Genomic DNA, 16,705 nt, shown 5'->3' with positions numbered 1-16,705 from the left:
TCTGTTTCAAGTATTTCATGATGTTTGGTTCAATGCCTAACGCAGTTCCTCAAAGGAGCTTCAGTTTGGTGGTTCGCGAAACGACTGCGACCGCCACGAGAATGATAAGGCCCTTCACGATACTCTGGATGTATGTGTCCATGCCAATAAGGTTAAGGCCGTTATTGATGACGCCGATGAAGAGAGCGCCAAAGAACGTTCCTGCAATTGTTGCAGTGCCCGGACGGAACATGGTCATTCCGATGAATACTGTGGCAAGACCATCAAGCAGATAACGTTCGCCTGCATTGGGCTGGCCGGACCCCAAGCGCGCTGCAAGAAGCGCACCTGCGACGGCTGCAAAAATTGAGCAGACCACCAGAGCGGCAGCGCGATAGAAGCGACCATTCACGCCGGAAAGTTCTGCTGCTTTAAGGTTTCCGCCCACCGCATAAATGTAACGACCGAAAACAGTTCGCTCCATCAGGAACCAGGCCACGAAAACAACAATCGCCATGGCATAGGCAAGCACCGGGATGCCAAAGAGTTGTCCCTGACCAAGCCAGAGATAACTTGCAGGAAGCCCACCATAAATTGCTCGTCCGCCCGTCATCAGAAAATTGATGCCATAGAGAATAGAGCCAATCGCAAGCGTGGCGATCAGTGACGGAACCCCCACCAGCGTAACCAATGCTGCATTGACCGAACCCACAACCAGACCAGCGCCAAGACCAGCAAGCAAAGCCACTGGCAACGGAAATCCGGCAACCAGCATCAGCGGCACCAGAATGCCTGCCATACCAACCATATAACCGACCGACAGGTCCATTTCTCGCGCTGCAAAGCCAAATGTCAGGCCTGCACCAACGATGGTAAGCATCGAAATCTGCTGGATAATATTGAGCAGATTGTTTGCCGTGAGGAAGCGGTCAACGGTTAGTGAAAAGCCCGCAAACAATAGGAAAAGCACAAAGAGCGTACTGTATTTCAGCAGCCACTCGCCTTTGAGCTTTTTACCGAAGCTGTGGGCATGACGGGAAGATTGCGGTGAGACCGCTGAAGATCGGGCATTCATTGGGTAACTCCTGCCATTGCGGCAATAAATTTCGCTTCTGAGAATGCGCTGCGCTCAATCTGTGGACCGGGCTTGCCATTCACGAATGGGATGACGCGGTCTGCCACGTCGGCTATTTCCAGAAGGTCGGAAGAGGTTACGAGAATGGCTATCCCTTTTTCGGCAAGTCTGCGCATCTGCGCATGAATCTCGCGCTTGGCGCCGATATCCACTCCCTCTGTAGGTTCGATGAAAATCATCAACCGATAATGATCGTCAGCGCCGTACAGCCACTTGCCAATCGAAACCTTTTGTTTGTTGCCACCGCTCAGGTCTTTCACAAACTGGCTTCGTGAATGTGCCTTCACGTTCATCAACTGCATTGTGCGGTCCGCTTCGCTCGCCTCGCGGCGCATGGACAATACGCCAGTGCCGCCCAAAGTTGCGTATAATGGGTGGACCATCGCAAGATTTTCGCGCACATCCCAATCGCCAATCAGTGCATTTTCCATGCGATGGTCGGGCACAAGCGCCACGCCCTTCTTCTGCATGGTTCGCGCATCAACTCTGGTGATGGAAGTGCCATCAAAACGACAGGTTCCCGCGGTCTGCCCACTTGCTGTGTAAAGCGACCGCGCAAAACCAAAATGCCCCGCCCCCGTCAAACCAATGAGCCCGACAATCTCACCGGAACGGATGACGAAATTATCGACGCTCACCCCACCAGCCTGCCAATCACAGACTTCCATAACCACTGGGCCGAGATTGCGTGTTTGACTGACATCCTGCTCGGCAGCACTCTTACCGCCCGAACGCTGAAGCATCAGGTCTATAAGTTGTGCTTCGCTTGAATTTTCTGCCTCGAGCGTTGCTATATGCCTTCCATCACGAAGAACAGTTATACGGTCACTCAGCGCTTTGATCTCAGAGAGAAAATGGCTGATCAGTACAATGCCAACGCCTTGCTGCGGTAAGGTCTTGATGATCTGCCAAAGGCTTTCTTTTTCACGCGCGGGCAACGTTGCCGTGGGTTCATCAAGAATAAGAAGTCGAACATTGCCGCGAAGAGCCCGCACAATTTCGATAATTTTCTGATCTGCCATCGGCAGCATATCGACCTGCTGGTCGAGATCGATCGACACCTGTGGAAACCAGCGCCTGAGCAATTCGTCAGCCCGCACGATAAGCTTGCGTTTATCGATAACGCCAAGTCCCATGCGCGGCTCGTCGCCCAATAGAATGTTCTGCGCACCAGTCAACCCGGGAACGAGGCTACCTTCTTGCGAGACATGCGCAATACCTTTGCGAAGGGCATCACCTGCGCTTGCCAGCTTAACCTCAGTGCCATCAATCGTAATGTTGCCAGAGGTCGGGCTTTTGCTACCACCAAGAATGCTGACAAGAGTTGTCTTTCCCGCACCATTTTCTCCGATCAGGCCATGCACCTCATCAAACCGGAATTCCGCACTGACCTGATCTAGTGCCAGCGTTCCAGGATAAGACATGACGATCTGCGAAAGGCTCACGGCCATCGAAGAACTCCCGCTAATTAAATATCAGGTTAAAAAAGGCCGGAACACAGAACGGTCTCGTTCCGGCCAGTTGCAGGCTTCAGGGAGCTACTTCTTCGGGAGGAAGTCCTTGCAGTTCTGCTTTGTAACAAGCGGAGCATCTAGATAGACGGTCTTGGACGGAATAACCGTTGCCGCATCTTCCTTTTTCACGACGATACTTTCTATCCATTCACCGGTCTGCGCGCCCATCTTTTCAAAAGGCTGGGAAACTGTTGCAATCATAAGGCTATCCGGCTTGCAGACTTCCTCAATTGCCTGCGGATGACCATCGATACCGATGACCTTGACATTCTTCAGACCAGCCGCATTCAGAGAGTTGATTGCCGCCTGCGCTGGTTCATCCCATGGGGCCCAGACCGCGTTGATTTCTTCACCAAACCGCGAAGCATAGTCCTGCATGGAACTGGTCGTGTCTTCAAAGAAAGCGGTATAATCGATGTTGTGCTCCGCAAGGACTTTCACTTCCGGATACTCTTTCAACACCGTAGCCATGATATCACCACGCTTACGTGTGCCGTGATGTTCTGCCATACGCAAGAAGATGAGATTGCCCTTACCACCCATTTCATTGAGCAGATAAGGCGACACACTCGCTGACATCGCCCAATTATTGGTGGTGACATCGACGAGAACACCATCAACCTGTCCACTGTCGATCGCGAAGACGGGAATTTTTGCGGCAACAGCTGAATCGATAGCAGCACGCGATGCGCGCAAATCGGACATGCTCACGATTATTGCATCAACGCCGCGCGATGCTGCATCCTGAATGTTGGAAGCGGTACGCTCGCCCGAACCACCGCTATCCAGCACACTGATCTTCCAATCTTTATTGGTATCCTTCAGCCAGGCATCAAAACCCGCCTTGGCGCGTTGCTCAGACTGCGCGGCAGCATTAGAATGCACCCAGGCCACATTTGTCGCCGATGCGCTAGCGGTGCCCATCAGCACGGCCATGGCTGCAACAGCAACGGTTTTCTTGATAAATCCTGATCCCATTATTCCTCCCCGAAGCGGCGTGGTTGTATCCACTACGCAGCTTCAAATTGTTGACCTTGACGCATGCCCGGACAAAAGCCGTGACCCGCTTTTACGTGCTTTTCCTGCTGAACTGCTGCGATACGGCCATCTGTCTCTGCTCCTCCAGAGAAAGATGTTTTCATTCCGCTAAAGCTCCAGCTCCGCATTCCAATTGACCCGCTCGCTCTTTCGCGCTCTTGTCCGCCGGAATGTTTGGTATTAAGCGTCGGCAAATTACAAATGTCAAATAGAATTACATTTGTAATTTTTGATCGATGATTGAAGTGAGGGACGCATGAGTGAATCCGAAGACAGCCTAATGGTACGCGTGGCATGGCTCTATTACGTCGGAGGTTTCAACCAAGAGGTGACTGCTTTAAGACTGGGATTAACGCGTGCGCGCGTCAATAAAATCCTCGGAGAGGCCAGAGAAAGCGGCCTTGTCAGCATATCGATAGACCATCAGAACGCCGGAACACTGCCTCTGGAAAATGAGCTTATGCGGCGGTATGAACTCGATTTTTGTATTTCGACACCGCCATTTGGCTTCGATACCAATGATGATACCGCATCCGAAATCCGCAAACAGGTTTCCTTTCGAGCCGTTGGCGTTGCTGCTGCAACTTACCTAAAGGACTTTCTCGCGGATCATCAGGAAGCGATCATCGGAACCGGTTGGGGTCGAACTATTGAGCAGATGACATTACAACTTGCGGGTGTGCGTTCGCCGCAAGCGCGTTTCATCTCAGTTATGGGATCTTTGACAGCAAACTCTGCTTATAACCCGTTCGAAGTTGTGCATATGCTCGCACGACGCACCGGTGGCCAGGGCTTTTTTCTACCCGTACCATTTATCGCCGATTCTGCTGAGGACCGAAAAGTATTGATTTCTCAGCGCTCTGTTGCCCAGGCAATGGAAATAGCCCGGACGGCTTCAGTGTGTTTTATCAGCGCCGGCGAGTTGACCGAGGATTCACTGCTGCGTCGCCAAAACATGTTGAGCAAAGCAGAACTTGAAAGCCTTCGAGCTGCAGGCGCAATTGGTGATACAAACGGCATCTTCTTCGATAAGGACGGTCATCAAATTGATCACGAAATGAACCGACGTACAATTGCCCTCGGTTTTTCAGAGCTGCAGAAAATTCAAGTCGTCCTACTCATTGCAGGTCAAGAAAAGGCAGTGGCAGCTAAAGCACTGCTTAAAAGTGGCGTCGTCAATGGGCTTATAATCGACGGTGACGCAGCAGAAGCACTGAAGAATATTTCGTAGGAAGTTCAAAATCAGTGCTGGCCAGAGCACTTTTAATCGCAGATGCTGACATCAATTCCGATATCAGCATATGGCAAAATAGTTTTTTGCCATATGCTTACCATCGGGCCACCACAGCGCCTTCAACAGCATTGAAGGCCCATTGGCGGCACCTGTATTCTTCTTATTACCATCCCTCTTGCAGTACCGATTCCAGCGTATCCACGAAGTAATCAGCGCTTTCTTGCGTGAGGCAGAGAGGGGGTTTGATCTTGAAAATATTCAGGTGGTCACCCGTCGGCTGCATGATGATGCCAAGTTCAAGCAGTCGGTCACATAAAGCCATTGTTTCTTCGGTAGCAGGCTCCAACGAAACATGATCCCTGACGAACTCCAACCCCATATAAAGTCCCATACCATGAACAGCACCTATCAAGTGATATTGCTGTTTGAGACCTTCCAGACGCCCCTTGAGATGATCGCCTACCCTACGTGCATTGGCTTGAAGTTGTTCGTCTTGCATAATGTCGAGGACAGTATTTCCAACGACTGACGAGACTGGACTGCCTCCGGCAGAGGAAAAGAAATAGCCTTCCTTCTCCAGCGCATCAGCAATTTCCTTGCGCGTAATCACTGCGCCAAGTGGATGTCCATTGCCCATGCCTTTTGCAATAGTGATGACGTCCGGCACAACCTGTTGTTGCTCAAAGCCCCAGAAATGGTGGCCTGTACGGCCGTAACCAACTTGCACTTCATCAGCGATACAAAGCCCGCCTCGTGATCTGATTTCTTGATAGACCCTCTTCAGATAGCCCGTGGGCAGTGGAATTCCGCCTGCATTCCCATAAATCGGTTCACAGATGAAGCCCGCAAGCCCCTCGCCTGATACATCGAGCGCAGAAAGTTTATCGAGCACAGTCCCGATATATTGTCTGGCAGTCATGTTCCCGCGATAGGTATTGGGAGAGACCACCGCATGCACCCATAACGGCCGCGTTCCAAGAGCATTGGGATTATCGGCAGTTGAGGTTGAAACTGCATCGCTCCCCACCGTCCAGCCATGATATGCTTCAAGTAACGAAACGATATTGCGACGACCTGACCATGCCCAGGCAAGTCTCAATGCCAGATCATTTGCCTCTGAGCCGCTATTGACCAGAAAAACAGTATCGAGCCCATCGGGCGCCAAATCCGCAAGTCTTTCCGAAAAATCAGCCACTTCCGAATAGTGAAAGCGCGAATTGGTATTGAGTTTCAACCACTGCCTATGAACATTTTCTGCAAGGCGCGGGTGGCCATGACCGATAGTGGTCACGTTATTGACCATATCGAGATATGCGCGTCCCTCAGTATCGAACAAATGCTCTTTCCAGCCACGCTCAATTTGCGGAGGGTTTTCGTAATAATGCTTCTGCGTACCGGCAAGACTTTTGTTGCGCTTCTCAAGCAGTAACACGGGTTCCTTTGAAGATGTGTCGATAGATAAGCCGAGAAATCCTGCGGCAGATGGGCAAATTGCAGACCATGCAGCAGCCTGTGATGGTTTGGCAAATTGCGGCAGCGCATCAGACACAATTTCGGACTGTTGAACGTAAATGATGCCCAAGCCGTCCTGATCATTGCGAGCCACACCGAGCACATCACCCGAAGATACCGAGTGCGCTAATCCATCACGTATGTCCAAGCAATTCAAATGCAGATTGCTCTCACCATTTCGCAAAATGAGAGACCCATCAGCAAAATCTGCACTCCCATCGAAAGGCGCAACTATTTCTGTTCCTGCGGGGACACAAACTGCAATATGCAGTGCGAAGCTTTCTGGTTCAGTGCGGCTGTTAACCCGGGTGCGTGTTAATCGATACTCACCATATCTCGTCAGGCTACATCCAGTTTTACGTGCAGCATCGAACAAAGTTTGCTGTTCTATATTGCTTGAATTCCAGTTCCCAGCCACGAAAGCGGAATTATCAATCGAAAGATCGACCAGCGCTGCAGATGTTAAATCGACACTCGGAATGATAGTTTTCTTTTTGGCATGGCGCTTGGCCTCTACATCAATATCCAACGAGAGGAATATTGCCTTTTCCATCAATTCGAATGACACGGAACTCGCTGTCTCGAAGATGATCCGTTCATGTGCGGCATTGGCCGCTGCATAATCATTATTCGGATCAAGTCTAAGTTGTTGATGCGATGCTGCAAGCAACACGCAGGCGCGCGCGACAATCAGTGGCCAAAGGGCGACAAGCTCTTGTTTATCCAACGGACAAACGGCATGGAACCCCTTCACAGCTGGGAGAATTGAGAACGGGTCTCTGTCTCCATGATGCAGCAGCGATGCGCATGTTGTCGCCAGCTCGGCAATCAGCCAGCTTTTGGTCATATCCCCAAAATCAATTACCGCATATGGCAAAACAGATCCCGAGATCTCTTTACGGCCAACAACATTATCATCCGTGATGTCATGGTGGATAACTTGAACACGTAAACCGGCCTTTACAGGATCAAGCCGCTTTCGTACTTGCTCCATCACTGCAAAGATGGGGGCGGCAACTGAGCTGGGATCACTATCCTGCAGCAAGAAAGGTATCGCCTCTTCAGCATAAGCCAGATCCCACGGTGATTTCTTCACAGCGCCTGGATGCGAAAAATCTGCCAAAGCGTACACGACATTCCCGGCGAGGGTACCAAGCGCTTGAATGGCATTACCGTTCAAATATTTGCACGCTGTCAGCGTTTCACCTTCGATAAAGCTTAGCAGACGAACATGATAATTTTCCGCTCCAACGATGGTAGCACCGATGAATTCGCCATTTCCACAAGGAATGACCTTGGGAATAATAAATGAACTATCGGAGCTATCGTCCAGTTTTGAAGCGAGATGCTGCAAAATCGCATTCTGCGCCTCGAGTTCAGCGCGCGGATATTCGCTGCGGCTGATTTTGAGGACATAGCTTTCACCCGCAATCCCAACCTTAAAGTTCCGGTCCTGCTGGCTACCAAGCTCACGCAACTCACCCTTCAGCCCGTAAACTGAACCAAGAATATCCGCAGCGTCCTCCATTGTAAGGCTCGGGCGAGGCAATCCAGCTTTCGAAAAAAGGGGCTTTTCAGACATAGGGCTTTCCAATAGAAAATGGTTCGACAGAGCGAGAGATACGACGCGCCTTAAAGAAGCCACATCGACGTTTGGCCACGACTTATCGCTTATTATATCGGGCGTAATAGCGCTCAATGCGGGACTGAATAAACTCGAACGAGATGGAGAGCATCCAGTAGATCATCGAGGCAGTGATCAGCATTTCGATATGCCGGAACTCGGTCTGACCTTGAGTTCTTGCAACGTACATCAGCTCCCAAACGCCAATTACCGAAACAAGCGAAGAGTCCTTCAACATCGCAATGAACTGGTTTCCTGTTGGCGGAATGATGATCCGCATGGCTTGCGGCAGAATGACAAGCCACATCGTCTGTGCCGAACCGAGACCAAGTGCCGTAGCGCCTTCCTTCTGTCCACGCGGAATGCTCTCAATACCTGCACGGAAAATTTCAGTCATATAGGCACCATAGCAGAGCGAAAGCGCGAGGATGCCCGCAGGGATCGCACCGATCACATAACCAATCTGTGGCAAGCCAAGATAGATAATATAGATCTGCATCAGGAGAGGCAGACCGCGAAAAAGCGACGTGTAGAACGTCGAAAGCCCGTAAATGACACCGTTCTGCGACAGCTTTGCTATCGCGCCATTAAGCGCAATGATGGTCGCTATCACAATGGAAATCGCGGAAATATAGAGTGTCGTTACGGTTCCCTGTGTGATCAGGAAACCGATCTTACGTGCGATAAACGAGAACGACAGATCAAACGAGTAAAAGAAGAGCATCAGCAGGATGAAGAGTTCGGTCCATACTGCGACAACCTGCTGATTTCTCGATAGTCGCTTCAGCAGCTTCCAGTTCAGAAACAGGGTCACAGAGATGGAAAAGGCTGACAAAACCCTTGCAACAACCGGGTTTTCCTTAATCCAGTCGGCAAGTGGAGGTGCTATTGTACCCAACCAATGTGCACTAATGCCAATTGAATAGAGCGCCACCATTGTGATTGCGAACAGCACAAGACCACCAAGCCTGCGCGCTGTATCGGGGTAGTTGAGAATGAATCGTCCAAGCATGAACGGCCTCCTTCAATTCGGTGTGCACCCTTTGCTGATCGGCTTTGCGGATGTCTTTTTGTTCTGGGGATAAATTTTCTAAAAAACAAACCGCTGATCAGGCAGAGCGTTCTCGCCACTTGTCCTGTGCCTGCAGTTTCCAATAGGTAAGTTGAGCAACGGCGAGACCGGCGTAGCCGCCAACCCAGACCAAGCCAAAAGGCTCAAAAAGCTTGTAACGATCAGTCGTACCAAGAATTCCTTCGGCAACCAGCTTGCCACCGATAGCTGTGGTGTTCAGGCCATGACCGCCAAATGCCGTGCAGTACCAAACTCCACTCGGCATTTTTCCGATTTGGGGCATGAGGTGGCGTGCATATGCCATCAGGCCAGACCAAGCGAGTTCTGTCTTGAGTTCGGACAGTTGCGGATAAGTACTTGTCATTTCATGGCGCAGCGCGCGCACCAGGCCCTCAGTTGAGGCGGCGCGGGTTGTTATGCGCCCACCCCACAATACGCGCCTACCACCTTCTATGAGCCTATAATAATCGCCAGCTCTGCGTCTATCACCGATCGCCGCTTGTGTTTTGATAGCTTCGCTGATGATATCCGGAGCAACTTCAGAAACCATGACATAGGTCGCTATCGGCAAATAGGATCGTTGAAGTTTCTTATTCAACCCACCTGTATAACCACCTGTGGTGATCACCAGATTTTTGGCCTGAACTGAACCTCGGCTTGTCCGAACCACTTTCTGCGCATCCGAAACATGCATAAATTGCGCTGCGGAATTCTCATAAATCTTGCCGCCAAGACGCTCAATTTCCTGCGCGAGCGCGCGTGCATAATTGAGTGGGTGAATGTGAAACGCCTTGGGATCGCGAATAGCCTGATAATAACGTTCAGACTTCAACACAGAGTGAACTTCGTCCCTCGACATATACTCAAGGTGGTAATTGAAGTCTCTCTTTGTCTCCACCACTTCGGCTTGCAAAGCGGGCGCATCTTCATAGCGCTGTACGCTGATCAGCCCATGCTTGGGATCTGCAGACGTGATATTTAGGTCGCGAATTGTTTCGCCAACAAATTCCATGCCCTCTACCGAGAGTCTGTGGAGCTTTTTCGCAGCATTTTCGCCGACTGTGGCAGCGATCTTATCATGACCGGTTGCAAAACCGGGACTGACAAAACCACCATTGCGCCCCGAGGCACCAAAACCGACACTCTTGGCTTCAAGAATGATAACAGACTGTCTCTGCCGCACCAGTTCCAACGCGGTTGTGAGACCGGCAAGACCAGCACCAATAATGAGGGTTTCACACTCCTCATTGCCAACAAGGGCTGCCCGTTCTTTGGTATCAGCCATGGTTCTGAAGTAATGCGTGTCAGGATAGGACATCTTGTTACCAGTCTGAATGTATTGATTTTTTCCATTTTCAACTCACACCCGGCCTGCCTCTCAGGGCAAAGCCGGGGTTTGATGATGAATTGATCGGGAAACTTGATGTGTTTTTATCGGAAGCAATTAGTCTTTGCTGTAATCCGCGCCGTACCACTTGGTCGTAAGCGTTGCGAGGGTTCCATCATCCTTCATCTGCTTGATGATTTCTCCGATCTTTGCAGTCCATTCAGGATCATTCTTTTCTGCAATCACAACCAGCGGTTCGCGGAATGCATAGCCACCTTCGAGAACACGAACCGGATAGCCATTCTTGATAGCAGTCTGAGCTGTCTGTTCTGGTGCAATAACAGCATCCAAACGCACACCATCGCCCAAGCGAAGGTCGTCAAACGGCATCATGGAGTCTTCAAAGGTACGAACTTCGCCCGGAGTGACTTTGTATTCAAAAGCCGGAAGATCAGGCGCATCAATTTCGAGGCGACGGTTGATGAAATCTTCAGACGTGGTCCCGGTTTCGACGCCAATCACCTTACCATTCAGATCGTCGGTCGAATGTGCTTTGCTGTCCTTATGTACGACATACACATAGGGGCTGTAATAATAGATTCCAGCAAAGTCGATAGCCTGTGCGCGTGCTTTGGTTGGCGTTACTGAACCGACACCAACATCATAACGTCCCTGCCAGTGACCACCGGTTAGCGTTGGCCACTCAGGAGTTTCAAAACGGACTTTAACACCCAAACGCTTGCCGATTTCATTGGCTACATCAATATCAAACCCAACAAGTTCGTTATTGTCATCAAGGAAACCCTGTGGGGGCCAGCCAACATTGGTGGCGACTACCATTTCCTTTTTCTCATTTAAGCGGTCCAGAGTGGGACCGGCATGTGCCATTCCGGAAAACAAAAACAATGACGCTGATGCGATTGCGAATAGTTTATTCAAGTTACCCTCCGTTGGTGCGGTTATATTTGTTAGATCAGTGCAGGATCTGGCTCAGGAACAGCTTGGTGCGTTCATGCTGCGGGTTGTCGAAGAACTCGGCTGGCGAATTCTGCTCAACGATCTGGCCCTGATCCATAAAGATCACGCGGTTTGCGACCTGACGGGCAAAGCCCATTTCGTGCGTTACGCAGATCATCGTCATGCCTTCGGCAGCAAGGCTCACCATTGTATCAAGCACTTCCTTGACCATTTCCGGATCAAGTGCCGAGGTCGGCTCATCGAACAGCATGACCTTCGGGCTCATGCAGAGCGCGCGCGCAATCGCCACACGCTGCTGCTGACCGCCTGAAAGCTGGCCCGGATATTTGTTGGCCTGTTCCGGAATTTTCACGCGTGCCAGATAGTGCATCGCGATTTCTTCCGCCTGCTTCTTTGGCATTTTGCGAACCCAGATCGGTGCGAGCGTGCAGTTCTCCAGAATGGTCAGATGCGGGAAGAGGTTGAAGTGCTGGAACACCATGCCGACTTCCCGGCGCACTTCGTCGATCTTCTTGAGATCATTGGTGAGCTCAATGCCATCAACAATGATCTGACCCTTCTGGTGTTCTTCCAGACGATTGACGCAACGGATCATGGTTGACTTGCCGGAACCCGAAGGACCAGCAACGACGATGCGTTCGCCACGCATGACCTTCAAGTTGATGTCGCGCAGAACGTGGAACTCGCCATACCACTTGTGCATGTTCTTGATCTCGATGGCCACATCGGTCTTCGAGATTTCAAGTTTAGAACGATCAATTTGGAGTTGTTCAGCTGTGTTTGTCATAGCATCACCCGTGAGCAATCATGACATGACGCACAGTGGTATAGTCCTCAAGTGCGTAGATAGACATGTCTTTGCCATAGCCGGATTGTTTCAAACCGCCATGCGGCATTTCATTGGTCAGCATGAAATGTGTATTAATCCAGGTACAGCCATACTGTAGGTGCGCTGCGGCTTTAAGGCCCTTGCTGATGTCTTTAGTCCAGACGGAAGACGCCAGGCCATAATCACTGTCATTGGCCCACGAAATTGCCTGTTCCTCTTCGACAAAGCGCGTCACGGAAACAACTGGACCAAAGACTTCACGACGGACAATCTCATCGTCCTGCAACGCTCCGGCAACCACAGTCGGTTCAAAGAAGAAGCCCTTCTCTCCAGAAGGCTTACCACCTGTGGTTATTTCGATATGTGCGTTCTCACGAGCCCGTGCGACAAAGCTATCTACACGATCACGTTGGCGACGCGATATAAGCGGTCCCATCTCATTTTGTGCGTCATCATCGAGATTGAAACGAATGCTGGAAACAGCACCTGATAAATCCGCAACAAGGCGATCGTAGATCCGCGCGTCGGCGTAGATACGACAGGCAGCTGTGCAATCCTGACCAGCGTTATAGAACCCAAATGTTTTGATGCCTTCGACGACCGCATCGATATCGGCGTCTGCCATCACGATGACAGGCGCCTTGCCTCCCAATTCGAGATGCGTCCGCTTCACCGATTTGGCCGCTGCCTGCAGAACCTTCTTGCCTGTTGCGACATCGCCCGTAATCGAAACCATATTGATCGACGGATGATTGATCAGTGCATTACCAACAGTTTCGCCACGCCCAAGTACGACATTCACGACGCCCGAAGGCAAAATATCCGCCATCGCCTTTGCCATTTTCAGTGCGGTCAAAGGAGTCTGTTCTGATGGCTTGAAAACAACTGTGTTGCCACCAGCAATAGCCGGAGCAAGCTTCCAGGCCATCATCATTAATGGATAATTCCAAGGGGCAATTGACCCAACGATCCCAACCGGATCGCGGCGGATCATGGATGTGTGACCGGGTATATACTCAGCAGCGAGTGGACCCTGCATATTGCGCACTGCTCCCGCAAAATAACGATAGCAATCAACAACTGCGGGAATCTCGTCATTCAGAACCGCGTGACATGGCTTGCCGCAATTTAAAGCTTCAAGCGCTGCTAAACCTTCAGCATCTTTTTCGACTGCATCTGCAATTTTAAGCAGATAACCCGAGCGCTCTGCAGGCGTTGTACGAGACCAGGATTGAAACGCTTTCTCTGCGGCATCTACAGCCTTGTCGACTTGTCCCAATGATGCTTCAGCCAGATGCAGAACAACATCACCCGTTTTTGGATTGAGAACCAGTTCTTCATTTTCTGTTCCCCGTTCAAACTGGGAGCCGATGAGCATTTCTGAATCCATTACATTCTCCGGAGAAATTACGTCTGTTTCCGTTGTTTATTCATGACATGGCGTCGATGAGACTCCGAAAAGCAGGACTTATCTGAGCTAGATATAAAACCGTGCACAACCTCTCCCACTCCACTGGCTGAGAATGGAGGAGAAATCGAACCGGGTTTGGAATTATCGCAAAACTTGTCTGAGCAGCGATGAATAGGCCTACATGCAGCTCACAATGTTAGCTATTCAAGGCACATAAAACATGGCCGCATTCTTCTCTCCATTTGGCCGTTTTCGGCTTTTCGTTCCTTGAAGAGGAAGTTATCCAAATGGTCAACGTTCGCAAATTCATTTATTAGAAAGCAGATATCGGTTTTTCCGATTGATTTAACGAAGCCTTATCTCGGTGCCAGCATCATTGAGGAAACATCATTGCAAAACAGCAATTTGTTTGAGTCGTTTTTTCTGAAAGACAGCATCAGCGTTGCCTTCCAGAACGCGCTGCTTCAGCAATTCCGATAAAATCACGCGCTGACTGTGGAAGACTCGAGCCTTTTCGCCAAACCATACCTATCTGCACGATTGGCAAAGATCCACTAACATCCCGACTTTCAATCCGGTCACCTTCGAGCGACCAAGGGCGATAGACCAGATCAGGAAGAAGCGCTACGCCAGCACCAGTCGCCACAAGGCTACGCACCGCTTCTACAGAACGGGTTCTGAAAGCCACATGCGGCCTTGCGCCAAGTGCTGCGAGAAGCTTTCCGGTATTTTCCTCGATTTCATCGACAGTGAGCATGATCAAAGGCTCTTTGGCCACATCATCAATCGATATTCCATCAACCGATACAAGCGAATGTCCTAACGGCAACCACAACCGATAAGGCGATGTTTCGAGAATTTCAGCATGAAGTGCCATTCGATCCCGAAGACTTGAGATCACGACAACCGCGACATCAAGTTCACCGCCAATAAGCAAATGTTCAAGATAGGAACCGTTGTCTTCAATTGCACTCACTTCCACATCTGGAAACGCCCTGCGATAGCGCGCAAGCAGATCAGACAGCACATAGCCCGCAACGAGAGATGTAACGCCGAGATGCAGCGTTCTCTTTTCAGTCACCTGCTTGCTTGAAAATGAGCGTCTCGCGTCAGAAACATCGGCCAATATCTTGGTCGCATGACGCATAAACTGATGGCCACTATGGGTAACAATCAACCCACGCGGATGACGCTCAAACAAACTAACATTGAGATCGGCTTCAAGCTCTTTGATCGCCTCAGTGATAGACGACTGCGAAATTGATAGAGTGTGAGCAGCACGTGTAACCGATCCCTGCTCAGCGCACGCGATGAAATAACGTAACTGCCTTAACGTAAACATGCATTTAAAAACCGATTTTATGCAGAGCCAGATAACCGGCCTAGGATGCTATTAATTACTATTTATATGAGTAAATAAATCAATTTCAAACGGCAAAGATCCACTGCTCCTCAAAATCGCTTTAGATTCTGGACGACCTAAACCCAACAAGAAAAAGAAAATATAAACGAATTGAGATACACAGTTCAGCTTGATTGCATCATATGAGTATACTCAATTCGTAGGAAAATTCATTGTTTAATAAAAACTCAGCAGACGGACACCGGCAGGAAATTGCAATTCATATAATTAAGATCCGATATAGTTCTTAAGAAAAGCTCTGGTTCGATCCTGTGTCGGCTGTTTCAGGATTTGTTCGGGAGTACCTTCTTCTACGACAACTCCGCCGTCCATAAACATAATGCGATCTGCAACTTCGCCAGCAAAGCGCATTTCATGCGTAACAATCAACATCGTCATATGCTCGGCAGCAAGCTGCTTCATGACGAGATTGACCTCTTCAACGAGTTCCGGGTCCAGCGCCGAAGTAGCTTCATCAAAAAGCATCACTTTCGGTTGCATTGCCAATGCTCGAGCAATGGCAACACGTTGCTTTTGACCACCAGAAAGGCGTGAAGGATAGACATCTGCCTTACTCGATAACCCAACTTTAGATAAGAGATCCAAAGCCAGCTCGCGCGCCTGATTTTTTGGCAACCCTTTAAGCTTGACTGGCCCCAGCGTAATGTTCTCCATCACCGTCATATGCGGAAAGAGATTAAAGTGCTGAAACACCATGCCCATCTGCTGACGAACAGAGTTGATATGTTTTTCGAAGGCCTTCCCGGTCAGTGGCTGATTGACCTGAACGCCATCAAGCCAAATTTCGCCGCCATTGAGCGTTTCGAGATGATTGATGGAGCGCAACAATGTACTTTTACCAGAACCGCTCGGGCCGATGATCGCAATAATTTGTCCACGTGATACTGAAAGATCGATATTTTTCAGTACTTCCAAGGCACCATAGGCTTTGCGGGCACCCTTAACTTCCACCATTGGTCTCAAGGTGCTCATCGCGTTACCTCTACTTTTCTTTCGATTTGCCTCAAGCCAGCTTCCATAACGAGATTGGCGGCGTAATAAAGCGCTGCGGCTGTCAGATAAAATTCAAACGGACTGTAAGTTTCGCTGATCGCAATTTGTGCACTGTGTACAAGCTCGGCAATCCCGATAATGGAAACGAGCGATGTGTCTTTGAGAAGCACGATCATATTGTTGCCAATAGGCGGGACAGTATTCCTGATAGCCTGCGGGATAATTACATAACGCAGTGTCTGAGTTCGACTAAGACCAATAGATCTCGCTCCTTCAGTTTGCCCTGGATCAACCGTGACAATACCGGCACGAATAACGTCCGCATTATAGACTGCAAAGTGCAGGCTCAATCCGATAATGCCTGCAAAAAGTGCCGGAATATCAATGCCGATCTGAACCAGCCCATAATAGATAAGATACAGTTGCAACAGCAGTGGCGTTCCCATGAACAGCCACATGAAGAAGCGTACCGGATAAGCCAGCACCTTAGGCGCATAAAGAACAATCAGCGCAAAAAGGATACCGAACACGAAGCTCAACGCACTTGATGAAACAGCGAGAACGAGGGTCCACCATAAACCCGTAATCAGAAGCTCGGCATAAGGAGGCACGATGGTAAAGTCGAGAGTTGGCATC

14 protein-coding genes are annotated in these 16,705 nt (G+C 50.0%); 1 reads left to right on the top strand and 13 read right to left on the bottom strand.

Annotation, left to right across the window (positions count from 1 at the left end):
- Window positions 1-49: 49 nt before the first annotated feature.
- The 4 genes from H5024_RS13945 to H5024_RS21520 all read right to left on the bottom strand — a co-directional run bounded on the left by H5024_RS13945 (window position 50) and on the right by H5024_RS21520 (window position 3,770).
- A complete protein-coding gene (locus tag H5024_RS13945; RefSeq protein WP_187547779.1) occupies window positions 50-1,054 on the bottom strand; it encodes an ABC transporter permease in 1,005 nt (334 codons plus the stop codon).
- Window positions 1,051-2,565 (bottom strand): sugar ABC transporter ATP-binding protein, encoded by a 1,515-nt coding sequence (locus H5024_RS13940; RefSeq protein ID WP_187547778.1) that lies wholly within the window; start codon window positions 2,563-2,565, stop codon window positions 1,051-1,053. The genes H5024_RS13945 and H5024_RS13940 overlap by 4 nt, the downstream gene beginning before the upstream one ends.
- An 87-nt stretch (window positions 2,566-2,652) precedes the next feature.
- Window positions 2,653-3,606 carry a substrate-binding domain-containing protein gene (locus H5024_RS13935; protein ID WP_187547777.1) on the bottom strand — a complete coding sequence of 318 codons (954 nt, stop codon included), beginning with the start codon at window positions 3,604-3,606 and terminating at the stop codon, window positions 2,653-2,655.
- Window positions 3,607-3,638: 32 nt separating this feature from the next.
- On the bottom strand, window positions 3,639-3,770 hold the full coding sequence (locus tag H5024_RS21520; RefSeq protein WP_282186059.1) for a hypothetical protein: 132 nt from the start codon (window positions 3,768-3,770) through the stop codon (window positions 3,639-3,641).
- 152 nt (window positions 3,771-3,922) lie between these two features.
- Here H5024_RS21520 and H5024_RS13930 point away from each other — a divergent pair, with 152 nt between their 5' ends.
- A complete protein-coding gene (locus tag H5024_RS13930; RefSeq protein WP_187547776.1) occupies window positions 3,923-4,897 on the top strand; it encodes a sugar-binding domain-containing protein in 975 nt (324 codons plus the stop codon).
- 166 nt (window positions 4,898-5,063) lie between these two features.
- Here the strand turns inward: H5024_RS13930 and H5024_RS13925 are convergent, their stop codons facing one another.
- From H5024_RS13925 to H5024_RS13885, 9 genes are all read right to left on the bottom strand, one after another.
- On the bottom strand, window positions 5,064-7,994 hold the full coding sequence (locus tag H5024_RS13925) for an aminotransferase (protein WP_187547775.1): 2,931 nt from the start codon (window positions 7,992-7,994) through the stop codon (window positions 5,064-5,066).
- Between the two features lie 82 nt (window positions 7,995-8,076).
- Entirely contained in the window at window positions 8,077-9,048 is a 972-nt protein-coding gene (locus tag H5024_RS13920; protein WP_187547774.1) for an amino acid ABC transporter permease, read from the bottom strand.
- Between the two features lie 97 nt (window positions 9,049-9,145).
- Window positions 9,146-10,426, bottom strand: coding sequence for an FAD-binding oxidoreductase (locus H5024_RS13915; RefSeq protein WP_187547773.1), 1,281 nt, complete (start codon window positions 10,424-10,426; stop codon window positions 9,146-9,148).
- A 126-nt stretch (window positions 10,427-10,552) separates the two neighbouring features.
- Window positions 10,553-11,323, bottom strand: a complete 771-nt coding sequence (locus H5024_RS13910) for a transporter substrate-binding domain-containing protein (protein ID WP_187548627.1) — start codon at window positions 11,321-11,323, stop codon at window positions 10,553-10,555.
- Window positions 11,324-11,408: 85 nt separating this feature from the next.
- Complete coding sequence (locus H5024_RS13905; protein ID WP_064322540.1) at window positions 11,409-12,200, bottom strand: amino acid ABC transporter ATP-binding protein; 792 nt, start codon at window positions 12,198-12,200, stop codon at window positions 11,409-11,411.
- A gap of 4 nt (window positions 12,201-12,204) precedes the next feature.
- On the bottom strand, window positions 12,205-13,632 hold the full coding sequence (locus H5024_RS13900) for a gamma-aminobutyraldehyde dehydrogenase (protein WP_187547772.1): 1,428 nt from the start codon (window positions 13,630-13,632) through the stop codon (window positions 12,205-12,207).
- 457 nt (window positions 13,633-14,089) lie between these two features.
- Window positions 14,090-14,995: a LysR family transcriptional regulator gene (locus tag H5024_RS13895; protein ID WP_187547771.1), complete on the bottom strand. Its 906-nt coding sequence runs from the start codon at window positions 14,993-14,995 to the stop codon at window positions 14,090-14,092.
- A gap of 288 nt (window positions 14,996-15,283) precedes the next feature.
- Window positions 15,284-16,048 (bottom strand): amino acid ABC transporter ATP-binding protein, encoded by a 765-nt coding sequence (locus H5024_RS13890; RefSeq protein WP_282186058.1) that lies wholly within the window; start codon window positions 16,046-16,048, stop codon window positions 15,284-15,286.
- On the bottom strand, window positions 16,045-16,704 hold the full coding sequence (locus tag H5024_RS13885; RefSeq protein ID WP_187547770.1) for an amino acid ABC transporter permease: 660 nt from the start codon (window positions 16,702-16,704) through the stop codon (window positions 16,045-16,047). Before H5024_RS13885 ends, H5024_RS13890 begins: the two co-directional genes overlap by 4 nt.
- Window position 16,705: the final 1 nt, after the last annotated feature.

It is taken from the genome of Ochrobactrum sp. Marseille-Q0166 (assembly GCF_014397025.1).
In the GTDB taxonomy this organism is placed as follows: Bacteria; Pseudomonadota; Alphaproteobacteria; order Rhizobiales; family Rhizobiaceae; genus Brucella.
The sequence above is the reverse complement of the archived record's forward strand: the minus strand, read 5'-3'. Positions and strand labels throughout refer to the sequence as shown.

Coding starts and splice junctions, on each gene's coding strand:
- H5024_RS21520 (WP_282186059.1), bottom strand. CDS start 3,770: ATGAAAACATCTTTCTCTGGAGGAGCAGAGACAGATGGCCGTATCGCA.
- H5024_RS13915 (WP_187547773.1), bottom strand. CDS start 10,426: ATGTCCTATCCTGACACGCATTACTTCAGAACCATGGCTGATACCAAA.
- H5024_RS13910 (WP_187548627.1), bottom strand. CDS start 11,323: ATGGCACATGCCGGTCCCACTCTGGACCGCTTAAATGAGAAAAAGGAA.
- H5024_RS13945 (WP_187547779.1), bottom strand. CDS start 1,054: ATGAATGCCCGATCTTCAGCGGTCTCACCGCAATCTTCCCGTCATGCC.
- H5024_RS13925 (WP_187547775.1), bottom strand. CDS start 7,994: ATGTCTGAAAAGCCCCTTTTTTCGAAAGCTGGATTGCCTCGCCCGAGC.
- H5024_RS13905 (WP_064322540.1), bottom strand. CDS start 12,200: ATGACAAACACAGCTGAACAACTCCAAATTGATCGTTCTAAACTTGAA.
- H5024_RS13890 (WP_282186058.1), bottom strand. CDS start 16,048: ATGAGCACCTTGAGACCAATGGTGGAAGTTAAGGGTGCCCGCAAAGCC.
- H5024_RS13900 (WP_187547772.1), bottom strand. CDS start 13,632: ATGGATTCAGAAATGCTCATCGGCTCCCAGTTTGAACGGGGAACAGAA.
- H5024_RS13895 (WP_187547771.1), bottom strand. CDS start 14,995: ATGTTTACGTTAAGGCAGTTACGTTATTTCATCGCGTGCGCTGAGCAG.
- H5024_RS13935 (WP_187547777.1), bottom strand. CDS start 3,606: ATGGGATCAGGATTTATCAAGAAAACCGTTGCTGTTGCAGCCATGGCC.
- H5024_RS13920 (WP_187547774.1), bottom strand. CDS start 9,048: ATGCTTGGACGATTCATTCTCAACTACCCCGATACAGCGCGCAGGCTT.
- H5024_RS13940 (WP_187547778.1), bottom strand. CDS start 2,565: ATGGCCGTGAGCCTTTCGCAGATCGTCATGTCTTATCCTGGAACGCTG.
- H5024_RS13930 (WP_187547776.1), top strand. CDS start 3,923: ATGAGTGAATCCGAAGACAGCCTAATGGTACGCGTGGCATGGCTCTAT.
- H5024_RS13885 (WP_187547770.1), bottom strand. CDS start 16,704: ATGCCAACTCTCGACTTTACCATCGTGCCTCCTTATGCCGAGCTTCTG.